Source organism: Gilliamella sp. B2911 (assembly GCF_026536965.1).
Classification (GTDB): domain Bacteria; phylum Pseudomonadota; class Gammaproteobacteria; order Enterobacterales; family Orbaceae; genus Gilliamella; species Gilliamella apicola_E.
On record NZ_JAFNNA010000001.1, the window covers coordinates 371441 to 388969 of the forward strand.

The following is a 17529-nucleotide window of genomic DNA, read 5'->3' on the forward strand; positions in this document are numbered from 1 at the left end:
TTGACGATTTGCCGTAACACAAGCATAATGCGCCTCGCAGTGTTGGTTATGACGTTGCGAATGAAATGGCTACGTAGCTCAGTTGGTTAGAGCACATCACTCATAATGATGGGGTCACAGGTTCGAATCCCGTCGTAGCCACCATTAAGATTAAGTTATACTTTAACCGAAAGTATATTATGCGGGTGTGGCGAAATTGGTAGACGCACCAGATTTAGGTTCTGGCGCCGCGAGGCGTGGGGGTTCAAGTCCCTTCACCCGCACCATTTAATCTTAATATCTATCCTTTATTGGGGTATAGCCAAGCGGTAAGGCAGCGGGTTTTGATCCCGCCACGCCCAGGTTCGAATCCTGGTACCCCAGCCATTCCAATCTGCAAATTTTGATATCTATTAGCTAATCTGTTTTGCTTTTTACATTCTTAGTTATTCCTTTCACGGGTATGGCGGAATTGGTAGACGCGCTAGATTCAGATTCTAGTTCCGAAAGGTGTGCGAGTTCAAATCTCACTACCCGTACCAGATATCTTTTCTCCTTTATAATTGGGGTATAGCCAAGCGGTAAGGCAGCGGGTTTTGATCCCGCCATGCCCAGGTTCGAATCCTGGTACCCCAGCCATTAAGACCTAATTTAATACTTTAGTTTGCTGTCGAGAAATGAATTAATGTGCAGTCAAACTTAAAAGTAATAATCATCGCACTTAAATCTACAAGCGCAATGATTAGAACAATTATTATTTAAGTACACAGACGAAATATAATTCATTATTTTTTGGTTGCCACTCAATCGCTCCTATAGTCGTACCAACAGTATATTGATTGGTAGCATCTCGTTCATCAGATGTCCAATATAGATGACCTTTAGGAAAATGGTTACCCGGGTAGGTGTGGTGATAAAGTTTTCCTTCGTTTGTTATATTACCCCATTCTCCTAGAAGGCTATTACCAATCCTACGATAATAGTGATTAGTTGTAATAGCCAAACAGTTATCAGAATTATTATCTGACTTACATGGGCCATTGGTTATAAGGTTTTGGTCGCTATTGGTCAAATCCTCAATAGTAGGAACAACATATTTACCATTGCAAACACTTGCGCTTTGGTTGTAATGGTAAACATCTTGGCTTGGCGATGTGAACCATTTCTTAATCGTAAACGTGTATATATCTTCGCCATCAGATTTTATGGTAAAGGTAGGATTTACATCCGTTGCTTCACCTGTCAATTTTACTTGAAGCCCTGTATTAATTAGATGACTATCTATATCGCCAACAGTAATTTGGTTTATTTCTATATTCACGCCTTTTGAACTATTTGATGATGTTATCGTCGATAAATCAAATGGTGCTCCAGCTATAAACATAAGGAATCGGGCTTGATCAAATCCCGTTGTTGGAAACCCACCAGAACTTACTTTATTGACGAAACCAGAATCAATAACGTGTTGATTAGCATCCCCCCAAGTTAAATAGACCCAATCACCAGTATAATCCCGATTTTCGAAGAGGAATGAATGCACAATTGATGGACGATTGGCACAAACAGTTGGTTTGATTGCATTGTAAATCAAAAAATCTTTTTTAGCTCCTGGATAAACTTTATAATTTGGAACACCATATTGCGTTACTAAAGCAATAGAGCCTGAAATTCTAATATAAGGACTCCAACCTAATCTTGCCAACTCACAAAAAGTTCTGTTTCTATCTGATTCAAGTAATAAATAGGATTTATTATCATAGCGATAGAACCAATCTATTTTAAATCCCCCATCGGGTGGGGTTATTTGAGTTATACTATCTCCATCATCATCAGCAACTAATTGACTGTCAACTGGATTAGACATGGAAAAAGGTATCATTGTACCGTCAAGACCATAATTAGATTTTAACGATGTCATTAATTGATTAGGTGTGGTGGCATTGGGATCAACTTGAGGGAAATTGATATTTTTTAGTTGACGATTTAGGTCATTGATTCCCGTAAAAACCTGAGATTGGAATTTTATCCCAAAATATTGGAAGTTTTGTTGATCATACTCTCGGGAACCATTAACACCAACCGCATCAGGATCGATAAAATATGGGCGATTGCCATTAATAGATTGTGCTGTGACTGCTACCAGTGCAAAAGCTAAATTACTCATTAAAAATATCGAACTTGTTAATAAAACAATAAACCTTATTGAAAATTGAGAAAACTTTTTAAATTTAAATCCTTTCAATAACATCATGTTACCTTACCTTTTAATTCTTAAATTTAATAGAAAGATACAATCATTACGTTTCAATTAAGTTGATACTTATTTCAATGTTAAAAATGTGGGAAAATTAATTTATTGATAAAGATATTTTTTATTACTGACATGCAAAAATTGAATAAAAACTATCCATGCGGAAAAAAGAGTTTTTACGCATGGACAGCCTTGAAAAAATGATTATCTATATAAATTTACATAAACAGTTTGCGCTGTTTCAGCACGGTTATTAGATATTTCTTTTACATAGTAGAAGTGTGCATCGTTAGCGATAGCATATTTTTGTGCTGCTGCGCTAACTTCGCTGGTATTGTTAAATGTTCCATGGAAAACGATTGTTTTATATGGCTTCATGATTTTGAAGGCTTCGCTCGTAATTTCATAAGCATCTTGGCCTGCGATTGCTTTAGAAATGATAAAGTCACGAACTGGCGCCTCTTTTTTGTATAATGCAACATCAACATCTTGTTCACGATTTTTTACATCATCAGCAATAATTGAGTAAACATAAAACGCATAGGCATCTTTTTCAGAAGCGATTTTACTCGCTGCATCTAAAATTTCAGAAGTGTTATTATAATCGCCTTTAAATTTTACGACTGCAAATGGTAAATAATAAAGGGCTTTTGAACGAGGATAAAGCACAACACCGTTGTGAGTAACTTCTTCTTTGCTTACCGCAATAGGTGCATTTGATTTATAAACATCGGCATAAACAATTGCACGATCAGTTGATGTGCCTGTAGAAGGTTGTTCAATACCAGTTATATGATAATATTTAGCACCAACTTCGTCTGCAGCTTTTGATATATCATCTGCTGCATTTTGTGCTTGTAAGTAGCTACCGGTTACAGAGATTTCTTTGAAGGGAATTAAGTTATTACTTTCTTCTGCTGTTAATGGTAAAGCCGCATAAATATTGGCAATAGGTAGAGATAATAGTAAAGCTAATGCAATAGATGATTTATTATAACGTTTCATAATAATGTCCTTTGTATTTATGTTATAAAAATAAAAAAACAATCTGTAACGCTTATTCTATGAGGGTATTGCATGAGAGTATGAAAACGAAAAACGCTCTCGGGATCTATCTTTTACTAATTCTTTCAAACAGCTAGATAAAACAATGTGGAAATTGTGGAAAAGAAAAATAACCGTTAAATAGTATATATCAATTAGAATATTTGTGTAGGTATCACTTTAAATTTTTGTAAAGAATATATTTTTAAGCATTTTATGCTAAAGAAATATTACGATATTAAATAATATTATTTTTGTAATAAATCATCATATTATAGCTAAGCATTTATATTTATGGTGCTTATAAAACAATTAATTATCTGTGCAGTTAATCCCCAAATGACATAATCACCATACTGATAAAAGTGTACATCATGTTGCGATTTCTTTTGCCAATTTGCTGTGCGATTTGGAACTAATTCAAAAGGGAAATTATCATCAGGTTTAAAGCCAACAAACATAGTTGCTTTTTTGGGGGAATGCTCAATAAACCATTCTAATGGAACCGTAAAAACCGACTCAACTTCATCATGATTAATTTGTAAATTATCCAATTTATCTACATGCTCAATTTTTGCAACAAAAGGATAAATTATCATGCCTAATGAGGCATAAAATTTAGGTAATTGTCCTAATAGGGTAATTTGATCAAGCGTAATACCCAACTCCTCGAAAGTTTCACGTTTGGCGGTATATTCAGGGCTGATATCCGATAACTCAACTCGTCCTCCAGGAAAACAAATATCCCCTGGTTGCCATTTAAGTTTTTTTGAACGTACCTGAAAAAGCAGGTGCAATTGGTTTTCAATAGTGATAATAGGGATTAACACGGCAGCTTTATTCATGAATTGAAATTGGTTTTTGGTATTTTTCAAAGATTGTGATATTTTTTCTAGGGTGATCATAATATTTATTTCATTTATTTGTAAATTTACATTCTTTTTACGCTATAATAGAAAATTATTGGAGAAATTGTTCGTCAATAGTACATCTGTTTCACCTGAATAATGCTATGCAATACGATATAAATAATATAAAAAAAGAACTTGATGATCTTGCAATACTAAAACACGAACGTGCTCAAAGTGGTATGTCTCTGGAATTTCAGTGTGTCTTTTCATTATTGCCAGTTCTTTTTCATTTTAACCATCCCAATCTGCCAGGTTATGCGGGCGAAGAAACTCCATTAGGTATTGCGTATTATCAACCATCCAATGAAATTGTTGAACAGTTAAAAAATGAGTTCAATTTCAGTGAGGTAAATAAAAAAAATCACGCCAATATTTCAGCATTATATTCAATGGGTAGCACATGTTCCATCGGGCAATCTACCTCATCAGATCTTGATATATGGATCTGTATCGAAAATAGTTTATCTGATGTTAAAAAGCAAGCATTAATAAAGAAATGCAGATTAATAGAAACTTGGGCTGAAGATCTCGGCATTAAACTTACTTTATTTGTTGTTGACGTCGATCGGTTTATTAACCAACATCATGAATGTCTAATGGGGGAAAACTGTGGATCTGCACAGCACATATTACTACTCGAAGAATTCTACCGTTCAGCCAACCTTTTAGCAGGTAAACGACTGTTATGGTTTGCGATTCCTTCTAATTTTACAGTCAATGACGTCACTTATCCAACCTATGAAAAATGTGTCCAGGCATTAGTTGTATCGAATATCATCAAACGCGAAGAATGGATTGATTTTGGACCTTTGACGGGGTTATCTGCTGAAGAGTACTTTGGTGCAAGTTTATGGCAACTGTATAAAAGTATCGATTCACCATTCAAAGCAGTATTAAAAACATTATTACTTGAAGCTTATTCTTCGATCTATCCAAAAAATAGGCCTATCGCGTTTGATATGCGTGAATTAATTCAAAAAGGAGAAATCCATTCCCATCACTATCTTGATTCATACTCGATGTTATTGGATAGGATCTCAAACTATTTAACAAAGATTAGAGATTTTCAACGACTGGAATTAGTTAGACATTGCTTTTATTTAAAAGTGAATGAAAAATTGTCACAAAAAGCTAATTCATCGTCATGGCGACGTGACATATTAAATGAATTTGTGCAAAATTGGGGGTGGCAACAATCATTATTGGAAAAATTAGATGCTAGTAAAACTTGGAAAATAGAACAAGTTCGTGAAATACACGAAATATTACTACATACTATGATGACGGGTTATCGAAATTTGCTCAATTTTGGCCGTCGTAACAATTTAGATTCATTGATTAGCCCACAAGATCTAGCAATACTGACTCGCAAATTATATGCCTCTTTTGAAGTTCTTCCTGGTAAAATCTCTACATTGAAATTAAATATTTCTGATAATTTACAGGAAGATGTTTTAACTTTTATCCATGTTAAAGAAGACCGGATTAACCGAGCTGGTTGGTATGTTTATAACCAAAAACCTAAACTCAATTCGATTGTTGGACATCAATATCTAGAATATAGTAAATACTTAGTCAAATTAGTTGGTTGGTGTTACTTTAATGGTTTGATTTCAGATTCAACTCAATTTTACTATTATGATGGTGATGACCGTGATAACAAAAAAATCACCAAACTGATTGAAGATCTGAAAAATTACTTTCCAATTGATGTTCCAACAGCAACAGAAGAACAATTATATGGTCCGTGTGAAATACGCCATTTAGCAATCATATTGAATTTAGAAAACGATCCAACGGTTAATTTAAAGTTAGAAGATGAAATCAGCACTAATGTTCTAAACTATGGTAAGCAAGAATTAAGTTTGGTTAGCTCAATTGATTTGCTTTATCGTAATTCATGGAATGAAATTCGGGTCTTGCATTTTAGTGGTACTTTGTGCGTGCTAGAAGCTATAAAAGCTTTACTCAATCGTATGCACAAAGATGCTGATTTACCTAATTCGGTCGAAATTTTTTGTTATAGTAACCAGCTAAGTAATGAAATTAAAAATCAAATGAAAAGGCTGATGTACAATTGTGTTGATTTGAGATTATCGACAACTAAAAATAATTCAACACAAGTTAAGCCATTGAGAATTGATGGGGCGTCTTGGTATCTATTCTTCGAACGGTTTGGCGTTTCATTCCATCAATTTGAAAGTGCTATTGATTTTTATGGTGCAGTATCAAACAACAAAGTTCAAGGTAGACCGCTAAATATTTTAGATGAAAGTAATGAATTACCTAAAGAGATAGATAGCGTCGCTTATGAAGGTATTATTCAATTCTTTTTTGAAGATACCGCAAATGGATTTGATTTATACATTTTAAACGAGCATAATCAGATCGAAATTTACCGTAATTGTAACGGTACCAAAGAGAACATGGTCAAGGATATTAATGATTTTTATGTATTATCTGATGACCGCTTTACGTTTACCACCAGTAGCTCTGTTAATTTTAATTTACCGCAATTTTACCAAATTACATACAACGATGCTGGTGAACGCGAAATCTTCTTACTTAATTAGTTTTGTTCAAAAAGTATATTAAAAAAGTTGAGGAACGTACTTTTTTAGTATGCAACATGATAAAAAATAAAAGAATTAGCAATGAAAATGAAATTTCTATTAAAATAATGGGAACTTTTTTTAAATTTATGAATCTAACTGTTAGAGTGCACAATTTTGGGCCACACTAATAGTGATAATATAATGAGGGATGGCCTTTAATGGGGGAGCAAATAACAGACCAAGTTTTAGTAGATCGCGTTTTAAACGGAGATAAAAATGCGTTTAATTTACTTGTGGTACGTTATCAAAATAAGCTAGCTCATTTGGTATCACGTTATGTTTTACCTTCTGAAATACCTGATGTTGTGCAAGAAACTTTTATTAAAGCTTATCGTTCATTAAGCTCTTTTAAAGGTGAAAGTATTTTTTATACTTGGTTGTATCGAATCGCGGTTAATACTGCAAAGAATTACTTAACTTCGCAAGGCAGACGACCACCATCTTCGGATATTGATGCAAGTGAAGCGGAAAGTTACGAAGGTGCAGACTCATTAAGAGATGTCGATAACCCTGAAAGTTTAGTTCTTTCTAAAGAAGTTGAAAGAGTAGTATTTGAAGCAATTGAAGCATTACCTGATGATTTAAGAACCGCCATCACACTACGTGAAATTGATGGATTAAGTTATGAGGAAATAGCTGAAATTATGGGTACACCAGTCGGAACTGTGAGATCACGTATTTTTAGAGCACGTGATGCTATTGATGAAAAAATAAAACCATTAATTAGTTAGTGGTTTGAACAAATTAAAATAGGTAGCAAGAAATTAAGGTATCTACTATGCAAATAGAACAGAAGCAGCAACTTTCATTATTGATGGATGGTGAGTTTACAGACGATAACTTTGTTGATGTCGTTAGCCATGATGAAAGTTTGCAATCCTGCTGGCATCGCTATCATATCGCAAGAGAAGCAATGCGAGGAGAATTGCACGGTAGTTCATTAACATTAGATATTAGCAATCAAGTTGCTATGGCGATTGCGGATGATGATTTATACCCACAATTAACAGAGCAACCTTCTCAAGATGAGATTTCAATTCCTAAAGCTGAAAATCTATTTTGGGTGCGAATTAAAGATGTTGTGGCTAAAGTTAGCCAAGTTGGACTTGCTGCTTGTGTTACATTAGCAATTATTGCTGGTGTTCAATATCATCAAGGTCAATCGGACGATGCAAGTGGTGCTCCAACGCTTAATACTGTTCCTATGGGTGTTAATGTAGCTCCTGTTGGTGGAATACAACATAATGACAAGCAATTACTTGAAAAAAGACAATACGATAAAATTAGATTGCTCGTTCAAGATTATGAATTACAAAAAAGGTTAAATGCCCGTTAAATAAAAATGAATTTTCTATTTTCTTTAATAAAAATAAAGCTAAAACAGAGTAATAATTTTATTATTACTCTGTTTTTTATATTGTTTTCTGCCTCAACCATGGCAACAGAAACAAATGAAGCGTTAAATTTGTTAAATAAAATGAGTAAAGCGGTACAAATCAATGATTATCAAATTCATTTTGTATCACAAGATAGAGAACAATTTGGCTCAACTTTTGAATATAATCACTTAGGCGCAGCTAAAAAAGAAAATATTAATGCGCAATTGCTTTATCTTGAAGGTCCAGCAAAAGAGATTATCTTGCATAGCAACACCACCAGTTATTTTCAACCTGATAGCCCTTCATTTTCGATTGCTAGTTCTCGCATAACAGAGGCATTTCCTGATGTAATTTATAATGACTTTAATTCATTAGCGAATATTTATGATTTTATTTTATTAGGTAAAACTAGAACGGCAAATCGTGGTGCTCAATTAGTTAAAATAATTTCAAAAGACAAAGATCGCTATAGCTATGTTATATGGATCGATGATGAGACTTTCTTACCATTACGAATAGACTTAATTGATGATGATAATGACATTGTTAATCAATTAAAAGTTGTTGATATCGATGTTGATTTCGATGTTAAAAAATTCAAAAATTATATTGATAATCGAACTTACCCAATTTTATTATCAATTGAAAAACAGAATAATTTACTTGATGCTTGGCGCTTAGCATGGTTGCCAAAAGGATTTAAAGAAATAGCGGCGTATAATGTCAATTTTTATAGTTCTGATATTGCAACTAAATTGTTTTCTGATGGCGTATTTTCTTTTACAGTGAATGTCTCTTTAGAGCAAGCAAGTCAACCTAATCAACTTATTCAGCAGGGCGGAAGAACAATATTCTCAACCAATCTGGGTAACAAAAATATTATTATTATTGGTAATTTACCTGAAGGGACAATTGAAAGAATTGCCCAAAATATTGTTGAGAAATCGCCGTAAACCTCTCGATAACACTATGCTTACTGACCATTAATGTGTAGAATGTTTGCTTCTATTTTCGTGATTATTTGACTTGTTATTTATAGCCAATAACACTAACGATAATTAACAGTACATAACTAAAATATAACTTATTGATATGAATAAAAATATCCGCAATTTTTCAATTATTGCTCATATTGACCATGGTAAATCAACGCTTTCTGATCGTATTATCCAAATCTGTGGAGGACTTTCTGATCGTGAAATGGAAGCTCAAGTTTTAGACTCAATGGATCTGGAACGTGAACGTGGTATTACAATTAAAGCACAAAGTGTTACTTTAGATTATCATGCTAAAGATGGCCAAACATATCAGCTAAACTTCATCGATACACCAGGACATGTGGATTTTTCATATGAAGTTTCTCGTTCACTTGCTGCATGTGAAGGTGCATTACTTGTTGTTGATGCAGGGCAAGGTGTTGAAGCGCAAACTCTTGCAAACTGTTATACAGCACTTGATATGGACCTTGAGGTTGTACCAGTACTTAATAAAATCGACTTACCGGCAGCCGAACCTGAAAGAGTGGCAGAAGAGATTGAAGACATTGTTGGTATTGATGCTAGCAATGCAGTAAGATGCTCGGCTAAAACCGGAGTAGGTGTGGTTGATGTGCTTGAACAACTCGTTCATGATATCCCTGCGCCAGAAGGTGATTCGAATGCACCACTACAAGCACTAATTATTGATTCATGGTTTGATAACTATTTAGGTGTTGTATCACTAATTCGTATCAAGAATGGTGAGTTAAATAAAGGTGATAAAATCAAAGTTATGAGTACAGGAATGACTTATAATGTTGATCGCCTAGGGATCTTTACTCCAAAACAAATAGATAAAGACTGCTTGCATTGTGGTGAAGTAGGTTGGGTTGTTTGTGCAATCAAAGATATATTAGGAGCACCTGTAGGGGACACGTTAACTTTAGCAAAATCTCCAGCAGACAAGCCACTACCAGGATTTAAAAAAGTTAAACCTCAAGTATATGCAGGATTATTTCCAACCAGTTCTGATGATTACGAAGCATTTCGTGATGCATTAGGAAAACTAAGCCTTAACGATGCCTCGCTTTTTTATGAACCTGAAAATTCTGGTGCGTTAGGATTTGGTTTCCGTTGTGGTTTCCTTGGCTTATTGCATATGGAAATCATTCAAGAACGATTAGAAAGAGAGTATAATCTTGATTTAATTACTACTGCACCAACAGTAGTTTATGAGGTTTTGACTACTCAAAATGAAATTATCTATGTTGATAGCCCTGCAAAATTACCTGCAGTGAATAACATTCAAGAACTTCGTGAACCTATAGCTGAATGTAACATATTAGTTCCACAAACGTATTTAGGTAATGTAATTACTCTATGTGTTGAAAAGCGCGGTGTACAAACCAATATGGTTTATCATGGTAATCAAGTTGCATTAACTTACGAAATTCCAATGACTGAAGTTGTTTTAGATTTCTTCGACAAACTGAAATCAACTTCACGTGGTTATGCCTCTTTAGATTACAGCTTCAAACGTTTCCAAGTCGCTGACATGGTTAGGCTTGATGTATTAATTAATGGTGAACGTGTTGATGCATTAGCACTCATTACCCATAAAGACAATGCACCATATCGTGGGCGTGAACTAGTCGAAAAGATGAAAGATCTTATTCCGCGTCAGCAATTTGATATCGCGATTCAAGCTGCAATTGGCAACCACGTCATAGCTCGTTCAACAGTTAAACAACTTCGTAAAAATGTTTTAGCTAAATGCTATGGTGGTGATGTAAGTCGTAAGAAAAAACTTTTACAAAAACAAAAAGAAGGTAAAAAGCGCATGAAACAAGTAGGTAATGTAGAATTACCGCAAGAAGCGTTTTTAGCTATTCTACATGTTGGTAAAGATTAATCAGTTAAAGAGGATAAAAAATGGCTAACTTATTCGCCATCATATTAACAATAGCAACATTCATTACTGCGATCTTTTGGTTTTTAGAGAAGTACCGATGGAAACCTGCTAGACAACGTAAAGTTGAAGAGATTCGTAAGCAAGCTAATGGTGAAATTGATGGTAAAATTTTGGCAGAAGTTGGAAAACCTAAAGGCTGGATTGAAAATTTAGCTTCGTTTTTCCCTGTTCTTTTTGTGGTTTTTGTTATTCGATCATTTATATATGAACCATTTCAAATTCCTTCAGGGTCGATGATGCAAACACTATTAGTTGGTGATTTTATTGCTGTACAAAAGTTTTCATATGGATTACGTGATCCGATCACCAATACTGTCTTAATTTCAACTGGCCACCCAAAACGCGGTGAAATTGCGGTTTTCAAACACCCCGATGGATCAAATAGAGATATTATTAAACGCGTTGTAGGTTTACCTGGCGATAAAATTGTCTATTTGTCTAATGAAAAGAAAATTCTCATTTATCCAGCTTGTCAATCAACCGATAATAATTGTGTTGGTCAGCGTTCTGAACCATTAGATTTACATTATACTCAACCCCAAGCAAGTAATTGGAAAGAAGTGAAGGAAATGGGGAAAAACCCAGACTTCTATACAATAGAACAATATAAAGATAAGGGTATTGTTGATTCTAACTCTAGAATTACATTAGATATGAAAATTCAACAAGAAACCTTAGGTGAAATTACTCACGATGTTCTAACAACGCCTGGAAAAATGGATGATACAAGTTATTTTTATCATCAAAATGGTCAACCGATCGGAACATGGGTTGTTCCACAAGATAACTATTTTATGATGGGTGATAACCGTGATAACAGCGGTGACAGTCGATATTTTGGCTTTGTTCCGGAAAAAAACTTTGTTGGTCGAGCTACAACTATTTGGATCAGTTTTGAAAAACAACCTGATCAATGGCCAACAGGAATTCGTTTTAGCCGTATAGGTGGAATCCACTAACTGTGATGAAAAATTTGAATCAACTACAACAAGCTATTGGATATCAGTTTAAAAACACATCTTTACTTCAGTTAGCACTAACTCATCGTAGTGCTAATAAAATGCATAATGAACGCCTTGAATTTTTAGGTGATTCGATATTAAGTTTTGTCATTGCTGATGAACTTTATCATCGATTTCTCAAGCAAGATGAGGGTGATCTTAGTCAAATGCGAGCAAGTTTAGTATGTGGACAGACACTTGCTGAAATGGGAAAAGAATTCAAATTAGGTGATTACCTAATTTTAGGTCAAGGTGAATTAAAAAGTGGTGGTTTTCGCCGTGAATCCATTATCTCTGATGCAGTAGAAGCTATCATTGGCGCTATTTATCTAGATAGTGAAATTGAAAACATTCGCCGCATAATTTTATCTTGGTATCAAAAACGCTTAGATGAAATTCAACCTGGTATTAAGCAAAAAGATGCTAAGACACGTTTACAAGAATATTTGCAAGGTATACGACATGAAAGACCATGTTATTTAATTCTTGAAGTTACTGGCGACAATCATGAGCAAGAGTTCTTAATTCAATGTAAAATTGAAAACGATGATCACCAATACTTAGGGCGAGGTTTAAGCCGTCGCAAGGCTGAACAAGCCGCAGCTCAAGAAGCATTAAACCAATTAGGAATAAAATGACAGAATCAAAACAACATTGTGGATTTGTTGCCATAGTCGGAAGACCAAATGTCGGCAAATCAACACTATTAAACCAACTACTTGGTCAAAAAGTATCAATCACCTCACGTAAAGCGCAAACAACGCGTCACCGTATTGTCGGAATTGATACCCAAGGCGATGATCAAATTATCTATATTGATACACCCGGTTTACATATTGAAGAAAAAAGGGCGATTAATCGCTTAATGAATCGTGCCGCTAGCAGTTCAATTGGTGATGTTGAATTAGTTATTTTTGTCGTGGAAGGAACCCACTGGACTGAAGATGACGAAATGGTTGCAGGCAAACTCAAAGATTGCAAGGCACCTATACTGTTAGTTATCAACAAAATTGATAATGTAGCAGATAAAACCCAACTGTTACCGCATATCCAAGAAATTAGTCAAAAAATTAACTTTTTAGATGTTGTGCCAATTAGTGCAGAAAAAGGTGAAGGGATTGACATCATCAAAGATATTGTCAAAAAACATTTACCCGTTGGTGAACACCACTTTCCTGAAGATTATATCACTGACCGATCACAACGATTTATGGCTTCAGAAATCATTCGAGAAAAACTAATGCGTTTTTTAGGTGATGAATTACCTTACTCGGTTACGGTTGAAATTGAACAATTTAAAGTTGATGAACGTACTGGCATGTACCGCATTAATGGCTTAATCCTAGTTGAACGCGATGGACAAAAGAAAATGGTCATTGGCAACAAAGGTGAAAAAATCAAAAAAATCGGTATTGAAGCCCGTAAAGATATGCAACTTTTCTTTGATAACAAGGTGCATTTAGAATTATGGGTTAAAGTCAAAGCTGGTTGGGCTGATGATGAGCGAGCATTACGTAGTTTAGGTTATAGTGACGATTAATCTAACTCTCTAAAAAATCAGGCAAAAGTTTGCCTGATTTTTTTATCTACTTGCAGTAGATTGATATTATCCAAAAATATCTAATCCTGCCCATAATAAGCATTTTGTCCATGCTTACGGAAATAGTGTTTATCCAATAATTCTTGTTGGATTTTTATGCCGACATTTAGATTGCGTGTAGCTAATGCCATAGCAGCGACTTCTTCTAAGACAACAGCATTATGAACAGCATCATCTGCATTTTTTCCCCAACTAAAAGGACCATGTCCGGATACCAATACACTAGGTATTGCCAATACATCAATGGATCGTTTAGTAAACTCTTCAATAATCACTTTACCTGTATTGAGTTCATAATTGTTAATTATTTCAGTTGGTGTTAACTGGCGAGTGCAAGGAATATCTCCATAAAAATAATCTGCATGAGTTGTACCTAAAGCTGGAATATCTAACCCTGCTTGAGACCAAATTGTAGCGTTTCTTGAATGAGTATGAATAACTCCACCAATTTGTTCAAAAGCCTTATAAAGCTCAATATGCGTTTGTGTGTCGCTTGAAGGATTAAGTTTACCTTCGACTTTTTTACCATCAAGATCGACAATAACAATATCATTCACTTGCAACTTATCATAAGCGACTCCTGACGGTTTGATAGCAATAACACCGTTACTTCTGTCAATTGCAGATACATTCCCCCAAGTAAATGTCACAAGCTGATAATAAGGTAATAATAAATTTGCTGCTAAAACATGTTCTTTTAATTCAGTAAACATATTAACATCCTGTTTGATAATAAATAAAACATCAGGAATAAACATAAAACAATATCAATTGTTCTAATATAAACCTCAATGATCATCTCCAATATGACGAAGTTTTTTACCTAACATCAGATTTTTTTCGATACGTTCCAATGAAATATTTTTGGTTTCAGGTACAAAGAAAATTACAATGAAGATAAATAAAACATTCATGCCGGTATATAACCAAAATGTTTGAGCAACACCTATATGATTTAATAATGTAAGGAATGTTGCACCAATTATCATATTTGAAATCCAATTGGTCGCAGTTGAACAAGTCACACCAAAATCACGGCTTTTTAAAGGTTGAATTTCAGAACATAAAATCCACACCACTGGTGCTGCACTCATTGCATAACCACCAATACACATAATTGCCATTCCAACTGCTGCATAGGATGTAAATGATGATGGATTACCATTTTCGATAAGTTGCAAACAAATACCTAGTACTAATGTACCTAAAGCCATAATACCAAAACCAACTTTTAGAATTGGTTTTCGTCCTAACTTATCAACAGTAAAAATTGCAATAAATGTAGCTAACACAAAAGTAAGACCAACAATAATTGTAGCAATCATTTGTTGCTGGGTACTTTCAAATCCTGCAAGGCTAAAGATTTTTGGTGCATAGTACATAATAATATTCATACCGGTAAATTGTTGCATCGCTTGTAATGCCATACCAAGATAAACTGTTCTTCGTACATTTTTGTTTGCTTTAAACAGTGTCCAGCCTTCCTGTTTTTCCTGTAAACTATCCTTGATATCATTAAATTCTTGTTGAATTTTTACAGGATCGCTACGAATTGATTTTAAAACTTTCTCAGTTTCATTTAATCGTCCTTTTGATGCCAACCACCTAGGACTATTAGGCAGGAAAATCACTACTATAAACAATATGATTGCAGGTATAGAAATGATACCAAGCATCATTCGCCAATCACCTGTGTAGCTAAAATAGGTATCTGATAAAAATGCAACTAAAATACCAATTGTGACTAAAAGTTGGTAAGCAGCAATCATCTTACCGCGAATGTTTTCTGGCGCCATTTCAGAAAGATAAAGTGGCGCGGTATAGGATGCAATACCAACAGCAAACCCCAAAATAACTCGCCAGACTAAAAGAACTTCTACATTAGGTGCTAAAGCTGATCCAAAGCAACTTATAATAAAAAATAAGGCGCCCGCTAATAAGCTATATTTTCTACCTAAATAAAAAGATAACCAACCATTGGATAGAGCCCCCAAAGCAGCTCCTAACATCATTGAACTCACTACCCACTCTTGTAGCTGAGTCGTTAGTTCAAACTGAATAGTAATAAATGGTAAAGCTCCCGCAATTACACCTATGTCTAGACCGAATAGTAGACCGGCCATTGCAGCTGAAAAGCCGATTAGAAAGGTCATTTTTTTTGCAGAATTTATTTCCATTTTATTCGTTGTTAAAGACGTATTCATATCCACCTCTTTATTCCCTTTATTCTGTAATTTTGATAATAATTGGAAAAAATATTTCCAATCATTGAACTAAAATAAATTTATCAAGCATAAGGATTACAATACGCAATCTCATTCCAACGTAACTCATTCCTGAAATCATCGATTCGAGTACTTTCGTCAATAACCAACAGTTCAATTTTATGCAGTTGCGCATAAAGTTTAAAATAATCCATAGAAAGTGCTTGGGTATAAACAGAATGATGTGCTGCTCCAGCAAGAATCCAGGCTTCAGCTGATACTTTTAACGATGGTTTTGGTTTCCAAACTGCACATGCTACAGGTAATTTTGGTAGTGCATAAGGTTGCTTGATTGTCTCAAGTTCATTAGCGACTAATCTAAAGCGGTTACCAATATCTATTAAACTGGCATTGATTGCTAAACCAGGTTTTGCAGGGAAAATAAGTCGAGCAGGATCGGCTTTACCACCAATGCCCAAATGTTGAATATCAAGTAAAGGTTTGACATCATCATCTATGATAGATGGGCAAACTTCTAACATATGTGAGCCGACAACTAACTCATTACCTTCAGTAAAATCATAGGTATAATCTTCCATGAATGCGGTGCCGCCAGAAAGTCCTTTGGCCATTAATTTCATTGTGCTTAGTAATGCTGCGGTTTTCCAATCACCTTCACCTGCAAAGCCATAACCTTTAGCCATTAATCGTTGGACAGCAAGTCCTGGTAATTGTGCCATACCGTATAGATCTTCAAACGTTGTGGTAAATCCGCCATAATTACCTTGTTTAAGGAATTGCTCAATACCTAATTCGATTCTCGCTGCGTCAATTAAGTTTTGTCTTTTCTCTCCACCAATTTGGGCGACGGGAGCAAGTTTATAAAGTGTTTCATATTCATCAATTAGCTGGTTGACATCACCATCAGCAATTGAGTTAATGACCGAAACCAAATCACCAACTGCATGAGTGTTGACTGAGTAACCAAATTTAATTTGTGCAGAAACTTTATTTCCTTCTGTTACAGCAACTTCGCGCATATTGTCACCAAATCTAACGATTTTCATGGTTTTTTCTGCATTAATTGCCACACAAACTCGCATCCATTTCCCAATTTGCTCATGAACATCTTTATCTTTCCAGTAACCAGTTACCAGAGAATGAGGTTGGCGCATACGAGAACCGATAAAACCAAATTCACGTCCTCCATGTGCAGTTTGGTTAAGATTCATAAAATCCATATCCATTGAATCCCACGGAACGACTTTATTAAATTGAGTATGAAGTTGTAGAAGAGGTTTTTGCAGATGAGTTAATCCATTAATCCACATCTTAGCTGGCGAAAATGTATGTAACCATGTGATTAATCCAACACATTTTGAAGAATAATTTACTTCCTGACAAAGGTTATATATATCCTCAGGTTTTGTTGCGAGTGGTTTGAGAACAATTTTAACGGGTAGATTTGCTTCATGATTAAAATAATCTGTTACCTCTTGAATATTTCTTTTAATTTGTTCAAGTGATTCTGGCCCATAAAGGTGTTGACTACCTGCAACAAACCAAATTTCAGCTTCTGAATAAACAAACATAATG

At 34.8% G+C, this 17529-nt stretch carries 14 protein-coding genes and 5 tRNA genes; 13 read left to right on the top strand and 6 right to left on the bottom strand.

What is annotated here, in order from left to right; genetic code table 11:
- The first annotated feature begins 67 nt into the window (after positions 1-67).
- The 5 genes from J3U27_RS01620 (at position 68) to J3U27_RS01640 (ending at position 618) form a co-directional block, all read left to right on the top strand.
- Positions 68-144, top strand: a tRNA-Met gene (locus J3U27_RS01620).
- A 37-nt stretch (positions 145-181) separates the two neighbouring features.
- Positions 182-266 (top strand) — tRNA-Leu (locus J3U27_RS01625).
- Positions 267-291: 25 nt separating this feature from the next.
- A tRNA-Gln gene (locus tag J3U27_RS01630) sits at positions 292-366 on the top strand.
- A gap of 70 nt (positions 367-436) precedes the next feature.
- Positions 437-521: transfer RNA gene (locus J3U27_RS01635), tRNA-Leu, on the top strand.
- 22 nt (positions 522-543) lie between these two features.
- A tRNA-Gln gene (locus tag J3U27_RS01640) sits at positions 544-618 on the top strand.
- Positions 619-733: 115 nt separating this feature from the next.
- On the opposite strand, the gene J3U27_RS01645 is transcribed toward J3U27_RS01640, so the two are convergent.
- From J3U27_RS01645 to J3U27_RS01655, 3 genes are all read right to left on the bottom strand, one after another.
- Complete coding sequence (locus J3U27_RS01645; RefSeq protein WP_141677476.1) at positions 734-2143, bottom strand: hypothetical protein; 1410 nt, start codon at positions 2141-2143, stop codon at positions 734-736.
- A gap of 291 nt (positions 2144-2434) precedes the next feature.
- Positions 2435-3235 (bottom strand): YdgH/BhsA/McbA-like domain containing protein, encoded by an 801-nt coding sequence (locus tag J3U27_RS01650; RefSeq protein WP_065734310.1) that lies wholly within the window; start codon positions 3233-3235, stop codon positions 2435-2437.
- A gap of 317 nt (positions 3236-3552) precedes the next feature.
- Positions 3553-4179: an NUDIX hydrolase gene (locus J3U27_RS01655; protein WP_065562186.1), complete on the bottom strand. Its 627-nt coding sequence runs from the start codon at positions 4177-4179 to the stop codon at positions 3553-3555.
- A gap of 107 nt (positions 4180-4286) precedes the next feature.
- Between J3U27_RS01655 and J3U27_RS01660 the strand changes: the two genes are divergently transcribed.
- The 8 genes from J3U27_RS01660 to era all read left to right on the top strand — a co-directional run bounded on the left by J3U27_RS01660 (position 4287) and on the right by era (position 13669).
- Complete coding sequence (locus J3U27_RS01660) at positions 4287-6758, top strand: class I adenylate cyclase (protein WP_267376663.1); 2472 nt, start codon at positions 4287-4289, stop codon at positions 6756-6758.
- A 200-nt stretch (positions 6759-6958) separates the two neighbouring features.
- A complete protein-coding gene (gene rpoE, locus J3U27_RS01665) occupies positions 6959-7531 on the top strand; it encodes an RNA polymerase sigma factor RpoE (protein WP_065562184.1) in 573 nt (190 codons plus the stop codon).
- A gap of 47 nt (positions 7532-7578) precedes the next feature.
- Positions 7579-8136 carry an RseA family anti-sigma factor gene (locus J3U27_RS01670; RefSeq protein WP_065562183.1) on the top strand — a complete coding sequence of 186 codons (558 nt, stop codon included), beginning with the start codon at positions 7579-7581 and terminating at the stop codon, positions 8134-8136.
- 99 nt (positions 8137-8235) lie between these two features.
- Positions 8236-9132: a MucB/RseB C-terminal domain-containing protein gene (locus J3U27_RS01675; RefSeq protein WP_267376665.1), complete on the top strand. Its 897-nt coding sequence runs from the start codon at positions 8236-8238 to the stop codon at positions 9130-9132.
- A 139-nt stretch (positions 9133-9271) separates the two neighbouring features.
- Positions 9272-11068, top strand: a complete 1797-nt coding sequence (gene lepA, locus J3U27_RS01680) for a translation elongation factor 4 (RefSeq protein ID WP_065562181.1) — start codon at positions 9272-9274, stop codon at positions 11066-11068.
- Positions 11069-11088: 20 nt separating this feature from the next.
- Complete coding sequence (gene lepB / locus J3U27_RS01685) at positions 11089-12087, top strand: signal peptidase I (RefSeq protein ID WP_267331249.1); 999 nt, start codon at positions 11089-11091, stop codon at positions 12085-12087.
- 2 nt (positions 12088-12089) lie between these two features.
- Positions 12090-12767: a ribonuclease III gene (gene rnc / locus J3U27_RS01690; RefSeq protein ID WP_370632544.1), complete on the top strand. Its 678-nt coding sequence runs from the start codon at positions 12090-12092 to the stop codon at positions 12765-12767.
- Complete coding sequence (gene era, locus J3U27_RS01695; RefSeq protein WP_324169834.1) at positions 12764-13669, top strand: GTPase Era; 906 nt, start codon at positions 12764-12766, stop codon at positions 13667-13669. Before rnc ends, era begins: the two co-directional genes overlap by 4 nt.
- Before the next feature lie 80 nt (positions 13670-13749).
- On the opposite strand, the gene J3U27_RS01700 is transcribed toward era, so the two are convergent.
- The 3 genes from J3U27_RS01700 to araA form a co-directional block, all read right to left on the bottom strand.
- Positions 13750-14442: an L-ribulose-5-phosphate 4-epimerase gene (locus tag J3U27_RS01700; RefSeq protein ID WP_267376667.1), complete on the bottom strand. Its 693-nt coding sequence runs from the start codon at positions 14440-14442 to the stop codon at positions 13750-13752.
- 75 nt (positions 14443-14517) lie between these two features.
- The gene (locus J3U27_RS01705; RefSeq protein ID WP_065734316.1) at positions 14518-15933 is read right to left on the bottom strand and encodes a sugar porter family MFS transporter; all 1416 of its coding nucleotides are present in this window, start codon (positions 15931-15933) and stop codon (positions 14518-14520) included.
- An 83-nt stretch (positions 15934-16016) separates the two neighbouring features.
- On the bottom strand, positions 16017-17525 hold the full coding sequence (gene araA, locus J3U27_RS01710; RefSeq protein ID WP_267330127.1) for an L-arabinose isomerase: 1509 nt from the start codon (positions 17523-17525) through the stop codon (positions 16017-16019).
- Between the last annotated feature and the right edge of the window lie 4 nt (positions 17526-17529).